Below are 22800 nucleotides of genomic sequence, written 5' to 3'. Positions count from 1 at the left end.
ATTCGTCAGGAATCATTGACCATGTATATTTGCGCGATCGCGTAACTCTTTACCCGGTTTAAAATGAGGTACGTATTTTCCCTCAAGCTCAACCTTGTCGCCGGTCTTAGGATTACGACCGGTACGAGGAGCGCGATAGTGCAAAGAGAAGCTGCCGAATCCCCGGATTTCAATGCGTTCACCCTGTGCCAGTGTGGTGGCCATGTGCTCCAGCATTTCTTTGACCGCATCCTCAACGACTTTCGCCGGAATATGAGTGTGCTGGCCAGCAAGTCGTTCAATCAATTCTGACTTGGTCATAAATCCTCCGGTTAATCCTTAATGGAAAAGGTTTGACAGCGTTCTGTCATATCCAGGGCAACAACGCTGCCCTGAATATCAGGTCGATTACTCGCCTTTAGCCGCTTTGAACGCTTCAGCCATAGCGCTGGAGAAGTTGCTTTCTTCCTGTTTGTTGTTAACAGTAGCGATTGCATCTTTCTCATCAGCTTCGTCTTTTGCACGAACAGACAGGCTAACTACGCGGTTTTTACGATCAACACCGGTAAATTTCGCTTCAACGTCGTCGCCAACGTTCAGAACCAGAGTTGCGTCTTCAACGCGGTCGCGTGAAGCTTCTGAAGCGCGCAGGTAACCTTCAACGCCATCAGCTAATTCAACTGTAGCACCTTTAGCGTCAACTGCTGTCACTTTACCGTTAACAATGGCACCTTTCTTGTTCAGAGAGATGTAGTTGTTGAACGGGTCTTCAGCCAGTTGTTTAACGCCAAGGGAGATGCGCTCGCGCTCTGCGTCAACCTGCAGAACCACAGCTGCGATTTCGTCGCCTTTTTTGTATTCACGTACTGCTTCTTCTCCGGTTGCGTTCCAGGAGATGTCAGACAGGTGAACCAGGCCGTCGATGCCGCCGTCCAGGCCGATGAAGATACCAAAGTCAGTGATTGACTTGATTTTACCTTCAACACGGTCGCCCTTGTTGTGGGTCTCAGCAAACTGCTGCCATGGGTTAGATTTACACTGTTTCAGGCCCAGAGAGATACGACGACGTTCTTCGTCGATATCCAGAACCATCACTTCAACCACATCGCCTACGTTAACAACTTTAGACGGGTGGATGTTTTTGTTAGTCCAATCCATTTCAGATACGTGAACCAGACCTTCAACGCCTTCTTCGATTTCTACGAAGCAGCCGTAATCAGTCAGATTGGTCACGCGGCCGGTAAGACGAGTGCTTTCCGGATAACGCTTAGCGATAGCAACCCATGGATCTTCGCCCAGCTGTTTCAAGCCAAGAGATACGCGGGTGCGCTCACGGTCAAACTTAAGCACCTTAACAGTAATTTCATCGCCAACATTCACGATTTCGCTTGGATGCTTAACGCGTTTCCATGCCATATCAGTAATGTGCAGCAGGCCGTCAACGCCGCCCAGATCAACGAATGCACCGTAGTCAGTCAGGTTCTTAACGATACCTTTGACTTCCATGCCTTCCTGCAGGTTTTCCAGCAGCTGATCGCGCTCTGCGCTGTTTTCAGATTCAATAACCGCACGGCGAGAAACCACAACGTTGTTGCGCTTCTGGTCCAGCTTGATTACTTTGAATTCCAGCTCTTTGCCTTCCAGGTGCAGCGTATCGCGCACCGGACGCACATCTACCAGTGAACCAGGCAGGAACGCACGAATGCCGTTGAGCTCAACTGTGAAGCCACCTTTAACTTTGCCGTTGATAACACCGGTAACAGTTTCAGCGTCTTCGTAAGCTTTTTCCAACGTGATCCAAGCTTCATGACGTTTAGCTTTTTCACGGGACAGCAGGGTTTCACCGAAGCCGTCTTCAACTGCATCCAGAGCAACGTCAACTTCGTCGCCAACCTGGATTTCCAGTTCGCCGGCTGCGTTTTTGAACTGCTCTGCAGGAATTGCAGATTCAGATTTCAGGCCCGCATCAACCAGAACAACGTCTTTGTCGATAGAGACAACAACGCCACGAACGATGGAACCCGGGCGGGTTTCGATTTCTTTCAGGGATTCTTCAAATAGTTGAGCAAAAGATTCTGTCATATTGATAATCTTCAGGATTCTTCAATTTAACGTCCACCTGACTTCCTGCCGGATGGGGTTGTTTCACATGCCTCGCGACAATCCATTGCACAAGGTTAAATTATTCTTTTCAGCACCTTAATGCTAAATATCCAGCTTGCTGCGAGCATAAGCGATTGTTTTTTCAATCACCTCTTCGATTGGCATACTGGTCGAATCCAGTACAAGTGCATCAGCAGCAGGTACTAACGGCGCGACAGAACGATTACGATCTCTGTCATCGCGTTCCTTTATCTCAGATAAAAGGCGCTCAAAGTTAACATCAATGCCGCTCTGCTGCAACTGTAGCATACGGCGGCGGGCACGCTCTTCCGGACTGGCATCAAGGAAAATTTTTACCGGAGCATCCGGGAAAACCACCGTACCCATATCGCGACCATCGGCAATCAGACCGGGACGATCGCGAAATGCACGCTGGCGGCGCAAAAGTGCTTCACGCACCCGTGGAAAAGCAGCGACTTTTGAGGCTGCATTACTCACTTCCTGCGTACGGATTTCGCTGGTGACGTTTTCTCCTTCCAGAATCACCGCAAGCTCACCATCAGTAGAAACAAAGCGCACGTCAAGATGTGCAGCAATCGGCACTAATGCTTCTTCAGACTCGATGTCAACCTGATGATGCAGCGCAGCCAGCGCCAACACACGGTAAATAGCGCCTGAATCGAGCAAATGCCACTGAAGCGCTTCCGCCATCGCTTTACACAAGGTGCCTTTACCTGCACCACTTGGTCCGTCAATGGTGATAACCGGTGCAACAACCGCCATCTTGATCTCCTGTTAATGCCTATGTCACTGCCTGTTAGCCAGACTTTTCGCCAGGCATTATACGCAGCTTGCCCGTGGATAGTTACCCTTAAGCATAGACCGAAGAGAAATAATCAGATTTTTCAGCTGAGTAATTGTGATCAAAGAGGGAATTTGCCTGAAGAAATCTTCAGGCAACGGAGTTTTACGCCGATTGGCTTACAGACTTCAGGCGCTCGAAGTAATCAGGAAAGGTTTTGGCCGTGCAGCCGGGATCGAGGATGGTAACTGGCGTATCGGATAAGGCAACCAAAGCAAAACACATTGCCATGCGATGATCGTTGTAAGTGCCAATTTCAGCGTGTTTTAGCTGTGCGGGCGGCGTGATACGAATGTAATCATGCCCTTCTTCTACTTCAGCGCCCACTTTACGTAGCTCTGTCGCCATGGCAAACAGGCGATCGGTTTCTTTAACTCGCCAGTTATAAATATTGCGCATGACGGTGGTGCCCTGCGCAAACAGTGCGGTTGTTGCAATGGTCATCGCCGCATCCGGAATATGATTCATATCCAGATCGATCGCCTGCAGCGTATTACGAGTACAGGAAATGTAGTCATCACCCCACTCAATCACTGCGCCCATTTTTTCCAGCACGTCAGCGAAGCGAATATCACCCTGTACGCTATTACGCCCGATACCTGTCACTTTTACCGTGCCGCCTTTAATTGCCCCGGCAGCAAGAAAATAAGAAGCAGATGACGCATCACCCTCAACCAGATAGTCACCGGGCGCTGAATAATGCTGCCCACCAGCGATGGTAAAGTGCTGATAATGGTCATTATGGACATCCACACCGAAGGTTTTCATCAGCTTGAGCGTGATATCAATGTAGGGCTTTGAAACCAAATCGCCTTTGATGGCAATGTGTGTATCTTTCTCTGCCAGAGGTGACGTCATCAGCAATGCAGTAAGAAACTGACTTGAGACACTGCCGTCTACAGTTATCTTACCGCCGGTAAATCCGCCCTTCAGGCGCAAAGGTGGATAATCCGTTTGCTCCAGATAATCAATCTGCGCGCCGCCCTGGCGTAATGCATCGACCAGATGGCCAATTGGGCGTTCTTTCATACGCGGCTCGCCGGTAAGCACGATATCATTCTTACCCAGGCATAAGGCCGCGGCCAATGGACGCATCGCGGTACCGGCATTACCCAGAAAAAGCTCCAGAGCCTGCTCTGAAAATAAAGGTCCACCACAGCCCGTAACCTCGCACACGGTGCGATCTGTAGAAAGCTGGTAGCTGACGCCTAACGCTTTAAGCGCATTGAGCATATGTTTAACATCATCGCTGTCGAGCAGGTTGGTTAACCTGGTAGTACCTGATGCCAGGGCAGCAAGCAGCAACGCGCGATTTGATACGCTTTTCGAACCAGGCAAATTAACTGTGCCCTCAACATGCGCAATGGGTTGTAACGTTAGAGAGTCCTGCATGTGAAACCTTTACTCCATAAATTCAGCGGCAAGGAAACCTCATGGTGTTATGAGGTTTCCGTAGTGGTGCTTACGCGATAATTAACCGTGACGACGTTCAAACTCAATCATGAAATCGGTCAGGGTTTTGACGCCCTCAAACGGCATGGCATTGTAGATAGAAGCGCGCATACCGCCAACCACGCGATGGCCTTTCAGAGCATGCAGTCCTGCCGCGTAAGATTCATCAAGAAACAGCTTATCCAGCGAAGCATCTGCTAACTGAAAAGGCACGTTCATCCGCGAGCGGTTGGATGTAGCAACGTCATTACGATAAAAATCGCTCTTATCAATAACGCCATACAGCAGGTCGGCTTTTTGCTGATTAATGCGATCGATTTCTGCTACGCCGCCCTGCTCTTTCAGCCATTTAAATACCAGACCAGAAAGATACCAGGCAAAAGTAGGCGGCGTGTTGAACATAGAGTCATTATCCGCAAGCACTTTATAATCGAGGATAGAAGGTACTTCTTTGCGGGCTTTGCCAAGCAGGTCCTCGCGCACGATAACGATGGTCAATCCTGCAGGGCCAATATTTTTTTGTGCACCGGCGTAAATAACGCCATAGCGATTGATATCCAGCGGGCTGGATAAAATGGTGGAAGAGAGATCGGCCACAACCACTTTATTGCCGAAGGCAGGTTGTTCCGCAATGGCAACACCATCAATGGTTTCGTTAGGGCAGAAATGCACGTAGGCTGCGTCATCAGAAAGCTGCCACTGGCTCATTGGCAGAATAGCGCGCTTGCCATCCAGCACCGTTTTTACATCAATCACATTTGGTGCGCAGAACTTCTCCGCTTCCAGAATGGCGCTATGGGCCCAGTATCCACCGTCAACGTAATCAGCGGTAGCCGCACTGCCCAGCAGGTTACCTGGAATCGCAGCAAACTGGCCGCGGGCACCGCCGTGGCAGAACAAAACTTTGTAATTGGCGGGTATTTTAAGAAGATCACGGAGGTCGCTTTCAGCCTCTTGTGCAACCTGAATAAATTCCTTGCTGCGATGGCTAATCTCCATCACTGAAGTGCCGAGCCCTTTCCAGTTTGTGAGCTCTTGCTCAGCCCGACGAAGCACTTCAACCGGCAGCATTGCTGGACCGGAGCTAAAATTATAAATCTGCGTCATTTCCCCTCACCACTGTCATATAAAACGGTTATGCATATCCTATCGGTTTTATCACTGCCTCCTGGATGCTGCAACGATTAATCAGGTAACGATCACATTTTTGGAAAAGCCGCAGCAAAAGCTTATGTTGCCGATGTAAATGGTCACGATATTTTGTGAGGTTTCATACATAAAGCGCCTTTAATGGCTGCAACCAGCTTACTCGCCTGCCATGCTGCCTCGGCTTTCATTGGCGGGACAATGGCAAAACCCGTATCATTACGCGCTTTCATTTTTCTCACACCTAAGAGCGGGCTCATGACTCAAACATTTATTCCCGGAAAAGACGCGGCACTGGAAGACTCCATTGCGCGTTTTCAGCAAAAACTGCAGGATTTAGGCTTTACGATTGAAGAAGCCTCTTGGCTCAACCCTGTTCCTCATGTCTGGTCCGTGCACATTCGTGACCGTGATTGCCCGCTCTGTTTCACCAACGGTAAAGGGGCAAGCAAAAAAGCTGCGCTGGCCTCGGCGTTGGGTGAATACTTCGAACGTTTATCAACCAACTATTTCTTTGCCGATTTTTGGTTAGGCAAATCGATCGCGAACGGCGACTTTGTGCACTATCCCGATGAAAAATGGTTTCCACTGCCGGCCGATGAATCGCTGCCAGAGGGGATCCTGGATGCGCGCCTGCAGGCTTACTACGATCCGGAAAATGAGCTCAGCGCCAGCGATCTGATCGATCTGCAATCGGGCAATACGGCGCGCGGCATCTGCGCACTGCCTTTTACCCGTCAGTCCGATCTGCAGACGGTTTATATCCCCATGAACATCATCGGCAACCTGTATGTTTCTAACGGTATGTCAGCGGGCAATACGGCCAACGAAGCACGCGTTCAGGGCCTGTCTGAAGTCTTCGAACGTCACATCAAAAACCGCATTATTGCCGAAGCAATTAGCCTGCCACTGATTCCGGCCGAGGTACTGAACCGCTATCCGGGCGTGGTGGAAGCGATTGACCGCCTGGAAGCTGAAGGCTTCCCTATCCTCTCTTATGATGCCTCACTGGGTGGCAACTATCCGGTGATATGCGTTGTGCTGCTCAATCCAGCCAATGGCACCTGCTTTGCCTCTTTTGGCGCCCACCCCGATTTTGGTGTGGCGCTGGAGCGTACGGTGACCGAACTGCTGCAGGGACGTGGTCTGAAAGATCTTGATGTGTTTACGCCGCCAACCTTTGATGACGAAGAGATCGCCGATCACGCCAATCTGGAAACTCACTTCATCGATTCCAGCGGTTCTATTTCCTGGGATCTGTTTAAAGAAGATGCAGACTATCCCTTTGTTGACTGGAGCTTTAGCGGATCAACTGAAGAGGAATTCAACACCCTGATGGCAATCTTCAAAGCAGAAGATCAGGAAGTGTATATCGCGGATTATCAGCATCTTGATGTTTACGCCTGCCGCATTATCGTGCCCGGCATGTCTGACATCTATCCAGCCGATGACCTGTTATTGGCCAACAACAACATGGGAGCGCATCTTCGTGACGTTCTGCTTTCACTGCCTGACAGCCAGTGGAAAAAGCAAGACTATCTCGATCTGATTAGCCGTCTGGATGATGATGGCATGGACGATTTCACACGCGTACGTGAACTGCTCGGCATGGCGACAGGCAAAGATAATGGCTGGTACACCCTGCGCGTGGGCGAATTGAAAGCGATGCTGGCTCTTGCGGGAGGCGATCTGGAGCAGGCACTGATCTGGACTGAATGGACCATGGAGTTCAACAGCTCTGTCTTTACCCCTGAGCGGGCGAACTATTATCGCTGCCTGCAGACCCTGCTGCTGCTGGCCCAGGAAGAGGAGCGCGATCCGGTACAGTATCACCAGGTATTTTTACGCATGTACGGCAGTGATGCTGTTGAGGCGGCGTCTGCAGCATTAACCGGCGAACAGGCTTTCTATGGTTTGCAAAGCGTTGATGATGATTTAAAAGCGTTTCCAGCTCATCAGTCTCTGCTGGCTGCTTATGAAAAATTACAGAACGCTAAACGGACTAACTGGAAATAATACCTTTCTCGGTATGTTCTGAATAATGTGAATAAAGGCATCGGCTAATTTTCGCCGATGCCTTTATTGTTATTAAAACGATAAATTATTTCCGGCCCTTCATTTTTATTTAACATTCACCCTTCAGAATTTACATTAGTGAATAATCTTTCAGTTAAAACCCTGCGTCCATGAAAAATAATTTTAACTTTTAAAATATTTTTTATTTATCATTATCAATTACTTAATTTAATTTTCCCTTCTGACAGCCTTCCTGCCTGTGCTTATCCCCGCTGAATAATGATCTGTATCAACTTCTCCATTAAGGCAGTTTGGTAATATTTTCTCGCAGGCTTCTTTTGGAGAGCGCAACAGTGAAAACTGACAACCCATTCAATCTTCTGTTACCCGCCGCGATGGCAAAAGTGGCCGAAGATGCGGGCGTATACAAAGCCACAAAACATCCTCTCACAACATTTTTTCTTGCGATTACCGCTGGTGTATTTATTTCCATTGCGTTTGTTTTCTATATCACTGCCACAACCGGCTCTGGCGTGATGCCTTATGGCATTGCCAAGCTCATTGGCGGCATCTGTTTTTCATTAGGCCTGATGCTGGTGGTGATTTGCGGCGCCGATCTGTTTACCTCAACCGTACTGATTGTTGTCGCTAAAGCCAGCGGCCGTATTAGCTGGGGGCAACTGGCGCGCAACTGGCTTAACGTCTACGTCGGCAATCTGTTTGGCGCCCTGTTTTTTGTTGCCCTGATTTGGTTTGCAGGTGAACACAGCGTTGCCAGCGGCGCATGGGGGCTAAACGTACTGCAAACTGCCGAACACAAAATGCATCACACCTTCATTGAAGCGGTCAGCCTCGGCACGCTGGCTAATTTAATGGTCTGCCTTGCGGTGTGGATGAGCTACTCCGGCCATACCCTGGTCGACAAAATGCTGGCTATGGTACTGCCGGTTGCGATGTTTGTGGCCAGCGGTTTTGAGCACAGCATTGCCAATATGTTTCTGATCCCCCTGGCGATTGTCATCCGCGACTTCGCCACCCCTGACTTCTGGCAGATGACCGGCGCATCGGCAGCCCAGTTCTCCGCCTTGAACCCAATCAATTTCATCGTCGACAACCTGATTCCGGTCACGTTGGGCAACATTATTGGCGGCGGACTGCTGGTAGGTTTGACCTACTGGATGATCTATCTGCGCGGTGACGCACAGGCTCACTGAGCCACAACATTTTGGCCCGGTGTTAGCATCCTCAGCAACATCGGTACGTAAAGAAATCAACTCTTAAAGGTAGGTATATCATGACCGAACTTAACCAAAAACTGGCTACAGCATGGGAAGGTTTCGCCGCTGGCGAATGGCAAACCAGCGTCAACGTGCGTGACTTTATCCAAAAAAACTATACGCCTTATGAAGGTGATGAATCTTTCCTTGCTGGCGCAACCGAAGCGACTACGGCTTTATGGAACAAGGTGCTGGAAGGTATCAAGATTGAGAACCGCACTCATGCGCCGGTAGATTTTGATACCGACCTTGCCTCTACCATCACTTCACATGACGCAGGCTATATTAATAAGCCGCTGGAAAAAATTGTCGGCCTGCAGACTGAAGCACCGTTGAAACGCGCGTTGATCCCTTTCGGCGGTATCAAAATGGTGGAAGGTTCGTGCAAAGTCTATGGCCGCGAACTGGATCCTGCGCTGAAGAAAACCTTTACTGAATACCGCAAAACCCACAACCAGGGCGTGTTCGATGTTTATACGCCCGATATTTTACGCTGCCGTAAATCAGGTATTTTAACTGGCTTACCGGATGCCTATGGTCGCGGACGTATCATCGGCGATTATCGTCGCGTCGCGCTCTACGGTATTGATTTCCTGATGCAGGATAAGCTGGCACAGTTCACTTCGCTGCAGGCAGACCTGGAGAACGGCGTGAATCTGGAGGCGACGATTCGCCTGCGCGAAGAGATTGCCGATCAGCATCATGCGCTGAAACAGATCAAAGAGATGGCAGCAAAATATGGCTGTGATATCTCTCGTCCGGCAACTAACGCTCAGGAAGCGGTGCAGTGGACTTACTTCGGCTATCTCGCAGCAGTTAAGTCACAAAATGGCGCAGCAATGTCCTTTGGCCGCGTGTCCACTTTCCTTGATGTTTATCTGGAACGCGATCTGCAGGCTGGCAAAATCACCGAGCTTGACGCGCAGGAACTTATCGATCATCTGGTGATGAAACTGCGTATGGTGCGCTTCCTGCGTACGCCAGAATATGATGAGCTGTTCTCCGGCGATCCTATCTGGGCTACAGAATCACTGGCTGGCATGGGCGTTGATGGTCGTACGCTGGTCAGCAAATCAAGCTTCCGTTTCCTTAATACGCTTTACACCATGGGCCCATCGCCTGAGCCTAATATGACCATTTTGTGGTCAGATAAGCTGCCGCTGAACTTTAAAAAGTTCGCTGCCAAAGTCTCTATCGATACGTCGTCCGTTCAGTACGAAAACGACGATTTGATGCGGCCTGATTTCGATAACGATGATTACGCTATCGCCTGCTGCGTCAGCCCAATGATCGTGGGCAAGCACATGCAATTCTTTGGTGCTCGTGCCAACCTGGCAAAAACCATGCTCTATGCCATCAACGGCGGCATGGATGAAAAACTGAAAATGCAGGTAGGTCCGAAAGAGAATCCAATAACCGACGACGTGCTGGATTTTGACGTGGTTATGGAACGCCTGGATCACTTCATGGACTGGCTGGCCAAACAGTATGTGACATCGCTGAATATCATTCACTATATGCACGATAAATATAGCTATGAAGCATCACTGATGGCGCTGCATGATCGCGATGTTTATCGCACTATGGCATGCGGTATTGCCGGTTTATCAGTAGCCGCCGACTCACTTTCAGCGATTAAATATGCCAAAGTGAAACCGGTGCGTGATGAAGATGGCCTGGCGATCGACTTTGAAATTGAGGGTGAATATCCGCAGTTTGGTAACAATGATGCCCGCGTAGACGATCTGGCCTGCGATTTGGTTGAGCGCTTCATGAAGAAAATTCAGAAGCTGACAACCTATCGTAATGCTGTACCGACGCAATCGGTGCTGACCATCACCTCAAACGTGGTATACGGTAAAAAAACCGGTAACACACCTGATGGCCGTCGTGCCGGTGCGCCATTCGGACCAGGTGCTAACCCCATGCACGGTCGCGATCAAAAAGGCGCGGTGGCTTCCCTGACCTCGGTTGCTAAACTGCCGTTTGCTTATGCAAAAGATGGTATCTCTTACACCTTCTCAATCGTGCCGAACGCGCTGGGTAAAGATGACGAAGTGCGCAAAACCAATCTGGCAGGTTTGATGGATGGTTATTTCCATCACGAAAGCACCATTGAGGGCGGCCAGCACTTGAATGTAAACGTCATGAACCGTGAAATGTTGCTCGACGCTATGGATAACCCAGAAAAATATCCGCAGTTAACCATTCGCGTCTCCGGCTACGCGGTCCGCTTCAACTCGCTCACCAAAGAGCAGCAGAAAGATGTGATTACGCGTACCTTTACACGCTCACTCTAATGCGCTGACAGTGTTAAAAAGGCTCCGTCAGGAGCCTTTTCTTCCAGTCCGCTTTGCCAGTCGCCTCAGCAGCAGACGCCGGGCAAAACAGATTAACTTAACGCAGCACCAACAGACTGCGTCACCTGCTCACCAGATAACAATGGGAGAACCATCGCAATGTCAGTAACCGGCCGTATTCACTCTTTTGAATCCTGTGGCACCGTTGATGGCCCTGGCATTCGCTTTATCACCTTCTTTCAGGGCTGCCTGATGCGTTGTATGTATTGCCATAATCGCGATACATGGGACACGCATGCCGGCCGCGAAACCACGGTCGAAGAGTTGATGAACGATGTCACCTCCTATCGCCATTATATTAACGCCTCCGGCGGTGGTGTGACCGCCTCTGGTGGCGAAGCGATCCTGCAGGCAGAATTTGTTCGCGACTGGTTTCGTGCCTGCAAAGCTGAGGGCATTCACACCTGCCTGGATACCAACGGTTTTGTCCGCCGTTATGATCCAGTGATTGATGAACTGCTGGCGGTAACCGATCTGGTAATGCTCGACCTGAAGCAGATGAATGACGATATCCATCAGATTCTGGTCGGCGTGTCTAATCACCGCACGCTGGATTTTGCGCGTTATATTGCCAAAAAAGGCATTCGGACCTGGATTCGTTATGTCGTGGTTCCCGGTTATACCGACGATGACGCCTCTGCACACAGGCTGGGAGAATTTACCCGTGATATGGGTAATGTCGAGAAAATAGAGCTTTTACCCTATCATGAGCTTGGCAAGCATAAATGGGTTGCTCTTGGCGAAGAGTATCAGCTGGAAGGTGTTAAGCCGCCGTCAAAAGAGACCATGGATCGGATAAAAGGTATTCTGGCGGAATATGGCCACAAAGTGATCTATTAACGGGGCTGACGCCCCGTTATTTTTAGGCGTGAGCGATGGGGGTGATTTGCTGATCGGCCTTGCGAAGCAGCATAACCAAATAGACCAGTGCCACCAATGCGATCATGACGAACAGCAGCTGATCGGAATAGTTTTGCATCAGCAATGACGTCATGGTCGGCCCGGCAAGGCTGCCGATGGTATAGCTCAACAGCAGCGCCTGATTCATCGCTACCAGTTCATTGTGCGGCACGGCTTCACAGGCCCATGACATCGCCACGGGATAAAGCGTAAAACCTGCACAGCCGAGGATAAAGAGCGCTGGTGCCATAGCAGCATTCCCCAGCATGGCAACCGCGCCCAAAATCACCACAAATACCTGAACCCGTAAAACCATCAGTCGACCAAAGCGATCGGCGAGACGTCCTATCGGCCATTGTCCCACGATACCTGCACTCACCAGCAGTGCCATCCAGTAACCCACCGCCGAATCATTCATGCCCTGATGAGAAAGATAAACGGGCATCAGGCCGTATAGCGAGCCGAGCAGAATACCGGAAATGATACAGCCGTTGATGCCAAGACGCGCTCCGCGACGGCGCAGCATTGGCCAGATGCGCGATGCCGGAGATTCTTCCTGTTCGCTGCTGGCAGAAATACGCACCAGTACCAGTGGCAGAAACGCCAGCATAATCAGCAGGGTAACCAGCGGAATAACCTGTGCCAGCTGCGTCGAAAGTCCGCTCACCATCAGCTGACCCAGCACCGTGCCCAGATAATAAACGATCATATAGGCCGCCAGCAGCTGGCTGCGATTCTTCAACGTACCGCTGCATAACAGTGCGCTTTCCACCACCACCCAAATCAGAGCGCAGCCAATACCGGCGACAAAGCGCGCCATTGACCATGACCAGAAGCCTTGCGTCAGCATCAGCGCCATGCTGGCAACGGCAAACAGTGCAGCCGCAAGGTAATAGCTGCGATTGAAGCCGTAGCGTTTAATCACCATACCCGCAGCAAGCGTACCCGCAAGGTTACCGGTGTAATACGCTGAGCTAACCACCCCAACCTGCCACGTTGGCAGAAGATCATGCGTGAGCCACAGCGGCACCAGGGTATTGAGCACGGCAATAGAAACCGTCAGCAACATCAGGCCGCAAAGCAGCATAAATACGGGGCGGGACCAGGTGGACATAGCGAAGGGAACCAGAATAAGCGTAAGATTTTGCGCGCATAATGCCATTAGCTTTTTTAAAGTCAATGAGCGCTTTCAGACAGGCGCACAATTTGTCTTTGACCGATAAATTTTTTTCATTAACAGGAGGTTACGGCGGTTGAAGTAGCGGACAGGGAAAAAGTTATCTCTATGAATAATATAGCTTTCACTCCCGGTGCCTGCCGGGAAGACGATAATAATTACTCTTACTGTTAAGTTTATGAGATCGTGGTAATTATTTCAGCCGTACGCATTTTTTTCCAAAAAAAAGCCCGCCAAACGGCAGGCTTTAATGTTGGGATGATGGTTTAGCCAATCACCTCGAGTCCTTGCATATAAGGACGCAACACTTCAGGTACGACAATCGACCCATCGGCCTGTTGATAGTTTTCCAGTACGGCTACCAACGTTCGGCCTACTGCCAGGCCTGAGCCGTTGAGCGTATGCACCAGACGCGTTTTTTTATCGCTTTTACTGCGGCAACGCGCCTGCATACGACGTGCCTGGAAATCCCACATGTTGGAGCACGAAGAGATCTCGCGGTAGGTATCCTGCGCAGGCAACCACACTTCCAGATCGTAAGTTTTGGTTGCGCCTGCACCCATATCGCCGGTGCATAACAACATTTTGCGATAAGGCAGGTTTAATAGCTGCAGCACCTTCTCCGCGTGGCCAACCAGCTCTTCCAGCGCCTGCATTGAGTCTTCCGGACGCACAATCTGAACCATTTCGACTTTGTCGAACTGGTGCATGCGAATCAGTCCGCGTGTATCACGTCCATAGGCACCCGCTTCCGAACGGAAACACGGCGTATGCGCGGTATACTTCAGCGGCAGCGACTCTTCTTCCAGAATCTCGTCGCGCACCAGATTGGTCAGCGGCACTTCTGAAGTTGGAATCAATGCATAGTTGCTGCTTGATGCCTCTTCTTCGAGCGGACGCGTATGGAAAAGATCTTCACCAAATTTCGGCAACTGACCGGTACCAAACAGTGACGCGTGGTTAACCAGGTAAGGCACATAGGTTTCCATGTAGCCGTGCTGTTCGGTATGAAGATCGAGCATGAACTGGCTCAGCGCACGATGAAGCCGCGCAATTTGCCCTTTCATCACCACAAAGCGTGAACCGGTCAATTTCGCCGCGGTGGCAAAATCAAGGCCCTGCTGCATCTCGCCCAGTTCAACATGATCGCGCACGGCAAAATCATATTGCTTCGGCTCGCCCCAGCGGCTGATTTCAAGGTTATCCGTATCATCTTTGCCAGCAGGAACTTCATCAGCTGGCAAGTTTGGCAGGGCCAGCGCGAAATCGCGGATCTCATTTTGCAGCGCATCCAGCTCAGCTTTCGCTGCGTCCAGGCGTTCGCCCAGTACGTTCACTTCCTCACGCAACGGCTCGATATCTTCCCCACGCGCTTTCGCCTGCCCGATAGATTTGGATCGTGCGTTACGCTCAGCCTGCAAGTTTTCAGTTTCGACCTGCAGCACTTTACGACGCTCTTCCAGCGAACGTAGCGTGTCCACATCCAGTTTGAATCCTCGGCGTGCCAGTTTTTCTGCGACTGCGTCTGGCTCGTTACGCAGCAGATTGGGATCGAGCATGCTTGTCCTGTGCTTTAAGTAATGGATGAAAAAAGGAGACGCATTCGACGTGCGAATGCGTTGAATTTACTGCTAACCTTACCGTAACGTCCGTTTTAGCGATAGCGTTTTGTCGGGCTATTTTGATCCTGTTCAGTAAGCCAGGCGAGCTTTTCGCCGATCTTACCTTCAAGGCCCCGCGAGGTAGGATGATAATAACGCGTACCGGCCATTTGCTGCGGGAAATAGTCTTCGCCGGCTGCATAGGCGTTGGGTTCATCATGGGCATAGCGGTAAGACTTGCCTAATCCCATCTCTTTCATCAGTGAGGTCGGGGCATTACGCAGATGGTCAGGCACATCGTGATCGGCATTCTCGCGCGCATCACGCATTGCCGCTTTAAAAGCGTTATAGACGGCGTTGCTTTTTGGCGCGCAAGCAAGATACACAATAGCCTGTGCAATGGCGCGCTCGCCTTCCGCCGGGCCTACTCGCGTAAAGCAATCCCAGGCGGAAATGGCCACCTGCATGCCGCGTGGATCGGCATTACCGACATCTTCAGAAGCGATGGCCAATAGCCGACGCGCAACGTAAAGCGGATCGCCGCCTGCGGTGATAATGCGCGCATACCAGTAGAGCGCCGCATCCGGTGCTGAACCGCGCACCGATTTATGTAGTGCAGAGATCAGATCGTAGAAACGGTCGCCTTTGTTATCAAAGCGCGCTGCGCGTTCGCCAGACACCTCATTGAGCAATGTCGGCGTCAGTTCACGCTCACCCAGCGTATTAAGCTCAGCCATATCTGACATCATTTCCAGCGTGTTTAAGGCACGCCGCGCATCGCCATTCACCAGTTCAGCAATCATGCGCCGGGTATTATCAGGCAGCACAATATCGCTATCGCCGTAACCACGGGTTTTGTCCCGCATCGCCTGATCCAGCACCTGTTCGATATCCTCTGTGGTTAACGACTTGAGCAGATAGACGCGCGCACGTGACAGCAGTGCGGAGTTGAGTTCAAAGGAGGGGTTTTCAGTGGTGGCACCGATAAACGTGATGGTGCCATCTTCGATATGCGGCAGGAAAGCGTCCTGCTGGCTCTTGTTAAAGCGATGTACTTCATCCACGAACAGGATGGTGCGCTGGCCGACCTGCTGGCTCTGGCGGGCACGTTCGATCGCTTCGCGAATCTCTTTGATGCCGGAGGTTACGGCTGAAATACGCTCCACGTTGGCACTGGCATAGTGGCCGATAATTTCTGCCAGCGTGGTTTTGCCGGTGCCAGGTGGCCCCCATAAAATCATTGAGTGCAGCTGGCCTGCTTCAATGGCGCGCGGCAGCGGTTTACCCGCAGCCAGCAAATGCTGCTGGCCGATATATTCGGCCAGCGTGGTTGGCCGCATACGCGCGGCCAAAGGTTGAAATTCGTTACTGGCAAAGTTCAGAGAGAGGTTGCCCACACTGGCCTCACTGTCGTTGGTCGTCCACCGTTACGCCTTTAGGCGGCGTAAAGGTAAATTTATCCGGGCTGATAGCACCGTTTTGCTGGCTCTTCAGCTCATAGTTGCTACGTTGACCATCCTGCTCAATTGCGCTGAACTGATTGATGGTGCCGCTGCGGGAAACGTTAATGGTGAACTGCTTGAGGTTTCCGGCATCGCTTTTTGGCGTCAGTGAAAATTGATCGCCCTGCTGTTTGATATTGTACTGCTTCCAGTCATTCGCCTGGTTGCGCGCAATCAGCATAAATGGCGTGTTGCTGGTCGCATCTTTCAGCCAGCTGGCACTAACCTGCTCAACAAACGGGTTGTAGAACCACAGCGATTTGCCATCAGAAATGATGATGCTTTCATCGGGGGCGGTCATATGCCAGTTAAACAGATTCGGTCGCTTAACCCACAGCTCGCCCTGACCGTCCTGCACGTTTGCTCCACTGCCGTCGGTGACTTTCTGCGTAAAGCTGGCGTGGAAACTGTTTACTTTATCAAGGCGCTGCTGGAGTTCGCTGGCACCGTCGGCCAATGCGCTGGCTGATGCAAATGCCGTGAGCACGCAGCAAGAAAGAAGAATCTTTTTCATTTAACGTTTCCTTATTGACCGTTTTTATCCTGTGACAACCGTCATAACCATAGCGTCTGGCCACAGAGCTGCACAGGAGAATTTCCCGAAAGCCTGTTCAGATATGGGGACAACGCTTGAAAAAACAATGGACCAGAGAGTCTGGTCCATTGTGAAAGCCTTAATGCAACGTGTGAGGTTTACATCTCATGAGGCGGTGGAGAAAGTACTTCGCGGTTACCGTTATGGCCTGGTGGCGAAACGATGCCCTGCACTTCCATCTGTTCAATGATACGAGCAGCACGGTTATAGCCAATGCGGAACTGGCGTTGCACACCTGAAATCGATGCACGCCGCTTCTCAACGATAAAGGCCACCGCCTGATCGAACAACGGATCCAACTCTTCATCGCCTTCCAGTCCCAGACTGCCCGCTTCGCTTTCACTGCCCGCGGTGATGCTTTCGATGTACTGCGGACGACCACGTGCCTTCCAGTCACTGACTACCGCATGCACCTCTTCATCGCGCACAAAAGCGCCATGAACACGGATTGGCATCGATGAGTTAGGCGGCATGTAGAGCATATCGCCCATGCCTAATAGCGATTCTGCACCCGACTGATCGAGAATGGTACGCGAATCGATTTTGCTTGAGACGGTAAAAGCGATACGGGTCGGGATGTTTGCTTTGATCAAGCCGGTAATCACATCCACCGACGGACGCTGCGTAGCCAGTACTAAATGTATGCCAGCCGCACGCGCTTTTTGCGCCAGGCGTGCGATTAACTCTTCCACCTTTTTACCGACGGCCATCATCAAATCGGCGAACTCATCGACCAACACCACGATATAAGGCAGTTTTTCCAGCACTGGCGGCGTACTGTCCATGCTATCGCCGGGTTTCCAGAACGGATCGGGAATCGGCCTGCCCATCGCTTCGGCCTGCATCACTTTTTCATTGTAGCCAGCAAGGTTACGCACGCCGAGCGCCGACATCAGCTTATAGCGACGCTCCATCTCACCCACACTCCAGCGCAGCGCATTGGCGGCATCTTTCATGTCGGTAACCACTTCTGTTAACAGATGCGGAATGCCTTCGTAAACCGACAGCTCCAACATTTTCGGGTCGATCATGATGAAGCGCACTTCATCCGGCGTCGCTTTATACAGCATGCTGATGATCATGGTGTTAACGCCGACCGATTTACCCGAACCGGTGGTACCGGCAACCAACAGGTGCGGCATTTTTGCCAAATCGGCCACTACCGGTTGGCCTGCAATGTCTTTGCCCAGCACAACGGCCAGCGGCGAAGGATTGTCGCGGAAGGTGGCGCAATCCAGCACTTCACGCAGATAGACCGTCTGCCGCTTTTTGTTTGGTAGCTCAAGACCCACATAAGGTTTACCGGGAATCACCTCAACCACACGCACCGCAACTGCAGAAAGCGAACGCGCCAAATCGCGAGAGAGATTTGAGATACGCGCCGCTTTGACGCCTGGCGCCAGATCCAGCTCAAAGCGCGTGATAACCGGGCCCGGAGAAATGCCGACCACTTCCGCTTTAACACGGTAGTCAGCCAGACGAGCCTCAACCAACCGCGCCGTCTGCTCAAGTGCGAACATATCTACCGGTTCTTCTTCTTCAGGCGGTGCCGTCAATAACTCCAACACCGGCAATGGCGTTGACGGTTTCTCCATCGGTTGCTCATGACGCACCAGGAACGGATGAAACAGACTATCCTGCATGCTGTTTTTTTCCGGTGTTGGTGCAGCGGGTGCCACCGGCGCGGCGTAAGCGGGCTGGGCTGGCGGCTGTGCCACCGGCGGCTCGGGTGCGACATAACGCGGCACCGGTTCGGGAGCAAACACCGGTTCAGCATCATGCACTTCGGGCTGCACTGGCGGCTGTGCCACTGGCGGCTCAGGTGCGACATAACGTGGTACCGGTTCGGGTGCAAATACCGGTTCAGCATCATGCACTTTGGGCGGCGTTGGCGGCTCGTAACGCGGTGGCGTGTTAACCGGCTGCTGAGCGGACCACTGCGCTGACTGTTGCGGCAGCTCGACTTCAGGCGTGGCAGCGATGGTAAACAGCGGTTCACCGGGTCCGTCGTCGACCAGATCATCCATCGGCGAGAAATCAAACGCGGCGGCTGTATCGATAGAGAAAGCAGGCGCTGGCGTATCTGGCTGAGGCGGCTGATAACGCTGCTGCTGCTGATCGGCAAACTGGCGAGCCAGCGCTGCCTGTTCACGTGCTTCTTCTTCCTCTTTTTCAGCCTGGGGCTGATACTCTTCGCCGTAACGCTGTTGCTGTTGTTCTTGCCAGGCATCGCGCAGTTCCGCTTCCTGTGCCGCATTTTCTACGGCATCCGTGGTCGGTTCTGTAGATGGCTGACGTTGCTCTTCCTGTTTAGCTTTCTCTTCTGCCATGCGCTGTGACGGTAGCTTAATGCCATAGGAAGCGAGCTCGCGGCGCGTTGGCAGCTTAACCGGATTAGGCCGAGGAAGTTCAGGACCAATGCCCTGCTTGACCTGTGGATTAATCTCTTCGCTACTGCTGGCGCTAAATTCCGGCATAAAGGCATGGGCAGAAGCCTGGCTGGCGGCAAAACTCGCCGCCGCTACCGTAGCCGCAGCAGGAATCTGAGCGGGCTGTGAGGGTTGCGGTGAAGAGAAATCGAACGGTGAGGCTGGATCAGTGGTGCCGCGCCAGTTGCCCATAACAGGCTCATCCTCGTCAATCTGCCCTGCAGGGGCAGCATCTTCTGGGATATCGAAGTGATATAGCGGTGGCGTTTCTGACTCAGCCGCTGCGTAATGCGGTGCTGGCTGGCTGGCTGCTAAGGGCTGAGCAGGCGACGCAGGCGGTTGTTGCACCGGCGCGGTTGCCACTGGCTGAGGCTGAGACGCAGCAGCTGGCGGGACTGTTGGCGCAGCGGCCTCAACGGCGGCTGGTGCAGCAGGCGTTTTCGCTACCGGCGCAAACAGCGGATCGTCCAGCTCATCGTTATCGGTATTGTCGTCAGCTGCATGAGCGGAGAGTTTGCGTGGCGGAGCCAGCAGAATATCTTCATCATCTTCTGCAACGGGCGTTGCGCGCTGAATGACCGGCGCCTGCGGTTCATCTTCCTCATCCTGCCAGCGATCGTCATCACGCGAACGGTTACTGGCAAAGGTCAGTACGCCCATGACGACGCCGCCGATTTTTTCAGCGATAGTCAGCCACGACCAGCCGGTATAAAGGGTTAGACCCGCTGCCCAGATGCACAGCAGCGTCAGTGTGCCTGCTGCACCGTTGAACCACGGCGCCATAGCGTTACTTACCAAGCTACCAATTACGCCACCCGACGCAAAATACCAGATATCGTCAGCATTAAGCGCTGCCAGACCACAGGTGGTGATCACCAGCGCCAGCACGCCTATCAGACGTAATCCTACGGCAAAATAGTCGATGTAATCCTGGCGATCGCGCTGGCGAAAGGTAATCCAGCACAGGCCTAAAATCACCGGAGGAATGGCATACGCCATCACGCCAAAGATAAACAGCAAAGTATCAGCCAGCCATGCGCCTACGCCACCACCAAGGTTATGGATCGGTTCATGCCAGGCCGTTTGCGACCAGCTGGGATCGGAGGGATTAAAACTCACTAGTGCTATCATCAGATAAACAGCAAACAGCGCTACGATGATCAGCAAAGCTTCAAGCAGACGACGTCCGCTGCTAAGAGGCTGCAGGGAAACGTCTTTATCTTCTGTATATTCCTGGCTCAAGAGAACTCTCCAGGTGCCCGTAAATAGTGAAGGCAACAGCGCCGGGATAGGAGCCCGACGCTGAACCTGTATGAATTCACAGGAGTGTACCTAAACCCGTCAGGTTTTGCACCTGCCCTGTGTTACCGCGTTTTAATGACAAGGCGGTTGCTCTGTTTCACTTCTTCCATGACCACGTAGGTACGCGTGTCGTTGACACCCGGCAGACGCAGCAGGGTTTCGCCCAGCAGTTTACGGTAGGCGGACATATCTGGCACACGCGTTTTCAGCAGGTAGTCGAAATCACCTGAAACAAGATGACACTCTTGAGTTTCCTCAAGTTTTTGTACCGCGGCATTAAACTGTTCAAACACATCTGGCGCGCCGCGATTCAGAGTAATCTCAACGAAAACCAGCAGTGAGGCATCAAGATAGTGCGGGTTCAGCTGCGCGGTATAGCCAAGGATAAATCCCTGACGTTCCAGGCGACGAACACGCTCAAGGCATGGCGTTGGCGATAACCCCACACGCTTCGACAACTCGACGTTGGAAATGCGTCCATCTTTTTGCAGTTCATTAAGAATATTGCGGTCGATACGATCGAGATCTTTCCCGGGGCGTTTTTTATTATCTACCATTATTATTGTCTCTCTTCATTCCTTCCCTTTGCCTGCCACACCCTGCAACCATTCATTAGCGCAGAGTTTTCTTTGAAAGAGATAAGCCTGTGCCGATCAAAGCACCACCCGAAAAGCACGCACGTTGTCTGTCCACACCATGCTGCCTTTTTGATGTCAGGCTGAGTTTATTGGCTTAATTAGCTAAAACAGGATATTACGCCCGGCCGTTACCGTTAAACACACTCTGCTTCCTCCCTTGTTTTCGCAAAAGCGCAGCCGATTGTCAAAGTAAAACAACCAAAATCAGTACAAGATGCCAGATGGAGTGCTGCTTAACTGTTTTTAAATGGGTAATTTGCGGCAGGTGCACCAGCATCGGCCGTTTTTTGCCCCCTTTTAGCGCAGCAGGCGGAAATTTTCTGATTATCGGCTACACCACTTGCATCTATCGGTAACAAAATCGCACAAGCCTTTTTTTGCCTGCATAATTTGCCTACAATCCTTGGACATGTTGTATGCCGAATAGCAATGGGGAAGTCATGAGTACGGCCAAACACAGTAAGCTACTTATTTTGGGCTCAGGCCCGGCAGGCTATACCGCAGCAGTTTATGCTGCACGCGCCAATCTCAACCCGGTATTGATCACCGGCCTGGAAAAAGGCGGTCAGCTAACTACGACCACCGAAGTTGAAAACTGGCCAGGCGATCCAGAGCATTTGACCGGTCCTTTGCTGATGGAACGTATGCATGAGCATGCGGTAAAATTTAACACCGAAATTTTGTTCGATCATATTCACACCGTCGATCTGCAAAATCGCCCTTTCCGCTTAATCGGCGACAGCGGTGAATACACGGCCGATGCGCTGATCATTGCCACCGGCGCGTCAGCACGTTATCTCGGCCTGCCGAGTGAAGAAGCCTTTAAGGGCAAAGGCGTTTCCGCCTGCGCGACCTGCGACGGCTTTTTCTACCGTAACCAAAAGGTCGCGGTTGTCGGTGGCGGTAACACCGCGGTGGAAGAGGCACTTTATCTGGCGAATATCGCAGCGGAAGTACATCTTATTCACCGTCGTGACAGCTTCCGCGCCGAGAAAATCTTGATCGATCGTCTGATGGATAAAGTGAATAACGGCAATATCGTGCTGCACACTGACCGCGCGCTGGAAGAAGTGCTGGGCGATCAGATGGGCGTAACCGGTGTTCGTCTGCGTGGCAGCCTTGATGAGACGATTACGGAAGAGCTGGATGTGGCAGGCGTGTTCATCGCTATCGGTCACAGCCCAAATACCGCTATTTTTGCCGACCAGCTTGATCTGGAAAATGGCTACATTACCGTTCAGTCCGGTTTGCACGGTAACGCCACGCAGACCAGCATCCCAGGCGTTTTTGCCGCAGGTGATGTGATGGACCATACCTATCGCCAGGCTATCACTTCTGCCGGTACCGGCTGTATGGCTGCTCTGGATGCCGAGCGCTATCTGGATGGTCTGGTTAAAAACGATCGCTAAGTTGTTAATCACTCGATCTTAATTACCACAGGCGACGCTTATGCAGTCGCCT

The 22800-nt window shown here is 51.7% G+C and carries 16 protein-coding genes; 5 read left to right on the top strand and 11 right to left on the bottom strand.

Annotation, left to right across the window (positions count from 1 at the left end; translation table 11 throughout):
- Positions 1 to 12: 12 nt before the first annotated feature.
- The 5 genes from ihfB to serC all read right to left on the bottom strand — a co-directional run bounded on the left by ihfB (position 13) and on the right by serC (position 5503).
- Positions 13 to 300, bottom strand: a complete 288-nt coding sequence (ihfB, locus tag EM595_RS06425; RefSeq protein ID WP_067429218.1) for an integration host factor subunit beta — start codon at positions 298 to 300, stop codon at positions 13 to 15.
- A gap of 87 nt (positions 301 to 387) precedes the next feature.
- The gene (rpsA, locus tag EM595_RS06420; protein ID WP_067429216.1) at positions 388 to 2061 is read right to left on the bottom strand and encodes a 30S ribosomal protein S1; all 1674 of its coding nucleotides are present in this window, start codon (positions 2059 to 2061) and stop codon (positions 388 to 390) included.
- Positions 2062 to 2184: 123 nt separating this feature from the next.
- Complete coding sequence (gene cmk, locus EM595_RS06415; RefSeq protein ID WP_067429214.1) at positions 2185 to 2865, bottom strand: (d)CMP kinase; 681 nt, start codon at positions 2863 to 2865, stop codon at positions 2185 to 2187.
- A 184-nt stretch (positions 2866 to 3049) separates the two neighbouring features.
- Complete coding sequence (gene aroA, locus EM595_RS06410; RefSeq protein WP_067429212.1) at positions 3050 to 4336, bottom strand: 3-phosphoshikimate 1-carboxyvinyltransferase; 1287 nt, start codon at positions 4334 to 4336, stop codon at positions 3050 to 3052.
- A gap of 81 nt (positions 4337 to 4417) precedes the next feature.
- Positions 4418 to 5503, bottom strand: a complete 1086-nt coding sequence (gene serC, locus EM595_RS06405; RefSeq protein ID WP_067429207.1) for a 3-phosphoserine/phosphohydroxythreonine transaminase — start codon at positions 5501 to 5503, stop codon at positions 4418 to 4420.
- Positions 5504 to 5800: 297 nt separating this feature from the next.
- Between serC and ycaO the strand changes: the two genes are divergently transcribed.
- The 4 genes from ycaO to pflA all read left to right on the top strand — a co-directional run bounded on the left by ycaO (position 5801) and on the right by pflA (position 12035).
- Positions 5801 to 7558, top strand: coding sequence for a 30S ribosomal protein S12 methylthiotransferase accessory factor YcaO (gene ycaO, locus EM595_RS06400; protein ID WP_067429204.1), 1758 nt, complete (start codon positions 5801 to 5803; stop codon positions 7556 to 7558).
- Positions 7559 to 7911: 353 nt separating this feature from the next.
- Positions 7912 to 8772 carry a formate transporter FocA gene (focA, locus tag EM595_RS06395; RefSeq protein ID WP_067429202.1) on the top strand — a complete coding sequence of 287 codons (861 nt, stop codon included), beginning with the start codon at positions 7912 to 7914 and terminating at the stop codon, positions 8770 to 8772.
- Between the two features lie 80 nt (positions 8773 to 8852).
- Entirely contained in the window at positions 8853 to 11135 is a 2283-nt protein-coding gene (gene pflB, locus EM595_RS06390) for a formate C-acetyltransferase (RefSeq protein WP_067429199.1), read from the top strand.
- Positions 11136 to 11294: 159 nt separating this feature from the next.
- The gene (gene pflA, locus EM595_RS06385) at positions 11295 to 12035 is read left to right on the top strand and encodes a pyruvate formate lyase 1-activating protein (RefSeq protein ID WP_067429196.1); all 741 of its coding nucleotides are present in this window, start codon (positions 11295 to 11297) and stop codon (positions 12033 to 12035) included.
- A gap of 22 nt (positions 12036 to 12057) precedes the next feature.
- Here the strand turns inward: pflA and EM595_RS06380 are convergent, their stop codons facing one another.
- The 6 genes from EM595_RS06380 to lrp form a co-directional block, all read right to left on the bottom strand.
- Positions 12058 to 13209, bottom strand: coding sequence for an MFS transporter (locus tag EM595_RS06380; protein WP_067429193.1), 1152 nt, complete (start codon positions 13207 to 13209; stop codon positions 12058 to 12060).
- Between the two features lie 329 nt (positions 13210 to 13538).
- On the bottom strand, positions 13539 to 14831 hold the full coding sequence (serS, locus tag EM595_RS06375) for a serine--tRNA ligase (RefSeq protein ID WP_067429190.1): 1293 nt from the start codon (positions 14829 to 14831) through the stop codon (positions 13539 to 13541).
- A gap of 95 nt (positions 14832 to 14926) precedes the next feature.
- A complete protein-coding gene (locus EM595_RS06370; protein ID WP_067429187.1) occupies positions 14927 to 16270 on the bottom strand; it encodes a replication-associated recombination protein A in 1344 nt (447 codons plus the stop codon).
- A 7-nt stretch (positions 16271 to 16277) separates the two neighbouring features.
- Positions 16278 to 16889: an outer membrane lipoprotein periplasmic chaperone LolA gene (gene lolA, locus EM595_RS06365; RefSeq protein WP_067429184.1), complete on the bottom strand. Its 612-nt coding sequence runs from the start codon at positions 16887 to 16889 to the stop codon at positions 16278 to 16280.
- Positions 16890 to 17068: 179 nt separating this feature from the next.
- Positions 17069 to 20641: a DNA translocase FtsK 4TM domain-containing protein gene (locus EM595_RS06360; protein ID WP_067429180.1), complete on the bottom strand. Its 3573-nt coding sequence runs from the start codon at positions 20639 to 20641 to the stop codon at positions 17069 to 17071.
- A gap of 122 nt (positions 20642 to 20763) precedes the next feature.
- Entirely contained in the window at positions 20764 to 21258 is a 495-nt protein-coding gene (gene lrp / locus EM595_RS06355) for a leucine-responsive transcriptional regulator Lrp (protein WP_006118610.1), read from the bottom strand.
- Between the two features lie 521 nt (positions 21259 to 21779).
- On the opposite strand from lrp, the gene trxB reads away from it, so the two are divergent.
- The gene (gene trxB / locus EM595_RS06350) at positions 21780 to 22748 is read left to right on the top strand and encodes a thioredoxin-disulfide reductase (protein ID WP_067429177.1); all 969 of its coding nucleotides are present in this window, start codon (positions 21780 to 21782) and stop codon (positions 22746 to 22748) included.
- Positions 22749 to 22800 lie beyond the last annotated feature (52 nt).

The sequence above is a fragment of the Duffyella gerundensis genome, from assembly GCF_001517405.1.
Lineage (GTDB): Bacteria > Pseudomonadota > Gammaproteobacteria > Enterobacterales > Enterobacteriaceae > Duffyella > Duffyella gerundensis.
The sequence above is the reverse complement of the archived record's forward strand: the minus strand, read 5'-3'. Positions and strand labels throughout refer to the sequence as shown.

Coding starts and splice junctions, on each gene's coding strand:
- ihfB (WP_067429218.1), bottom strand. CDS start 300: ATGACCAAGTCAGAATTGATTGAACGACTTGCTGGCCAGCACACTCAT.
- rpsA (WP_067429216.1), bottom strand. CDS start 2,061: ATGACAGAATCTTTTGCTCAACTATTTGAAGAATCCCTGAAAGAAATC.
- cmk (WP_067429214.1), bottom strand. CDS start 2,865: ATGGCGGTTGTTGCACCGGTTATCACCATTGACGGACCAAGTGGTGCA.
- aroA (WP_067429212.1), bottom strand. CDS start 4,336: ATGCAGGACTCTCTAACGTTACAACCCATTGCGCATGTTGAGGGCACA.
- serC (WP_067429207.1), bottom strand. CDS start 5,503: ATGACGCAGATTTATAATTTTAGCTCCGGTCCAGCAATGCTGCCGGTT.
- ycaO (WP_067429204.1), top strand. CDS start 5,801: ATGACTCAAACATTTATTCCCGGAAAAGACGCGGCACTGGAAGACTCC.
- pflB (WP_067429199.1), top strand. CDS start 8,853: ATGACCGAACTTAACCAAAAACTGGCTACAGCATGGGAAGGTTTCGCC.
- pflA (WP_067429196.1), top strand. CDS start 11,295: ATGTCAGTAACCGGCCGTATTCACTCTTTTGAATCCTGTGGCACCGTT.
- EM595_RS06380 (WP_067429193.1), bottom strand. CDS start 13,209: ATGTCCACCTGGTCCCGCCCCGTATTTATGCTGCTTTGCGGCCTGATG.
- serS (WP_067429190.1), bottom strand. CDS start 14,831: ATGCTCGATCCCAATCTGCTGCGTAACGAGCCAGACGCAGTCGCAGAA.
- lolA (WP_067429184.1), bottom strand. CDS start 16,889: ATGAAAAAGATTCTTCTTTCTTGCTGCGTGCTCACGGCATTTGCATCA.
- lrp (WP_006118610.1), bottom strand. CDS start 21,258: ATGGTAGATAATAAAAAACGCCCCGGGAAAGATCTCGATCGTATCGAC.
- trxB (WP_067429177.1), top strand. CDS start 21,780: ATGAGTACGGCCAAACACAGTAAGCTACTTATTTTGGGCTCAGGCCCG.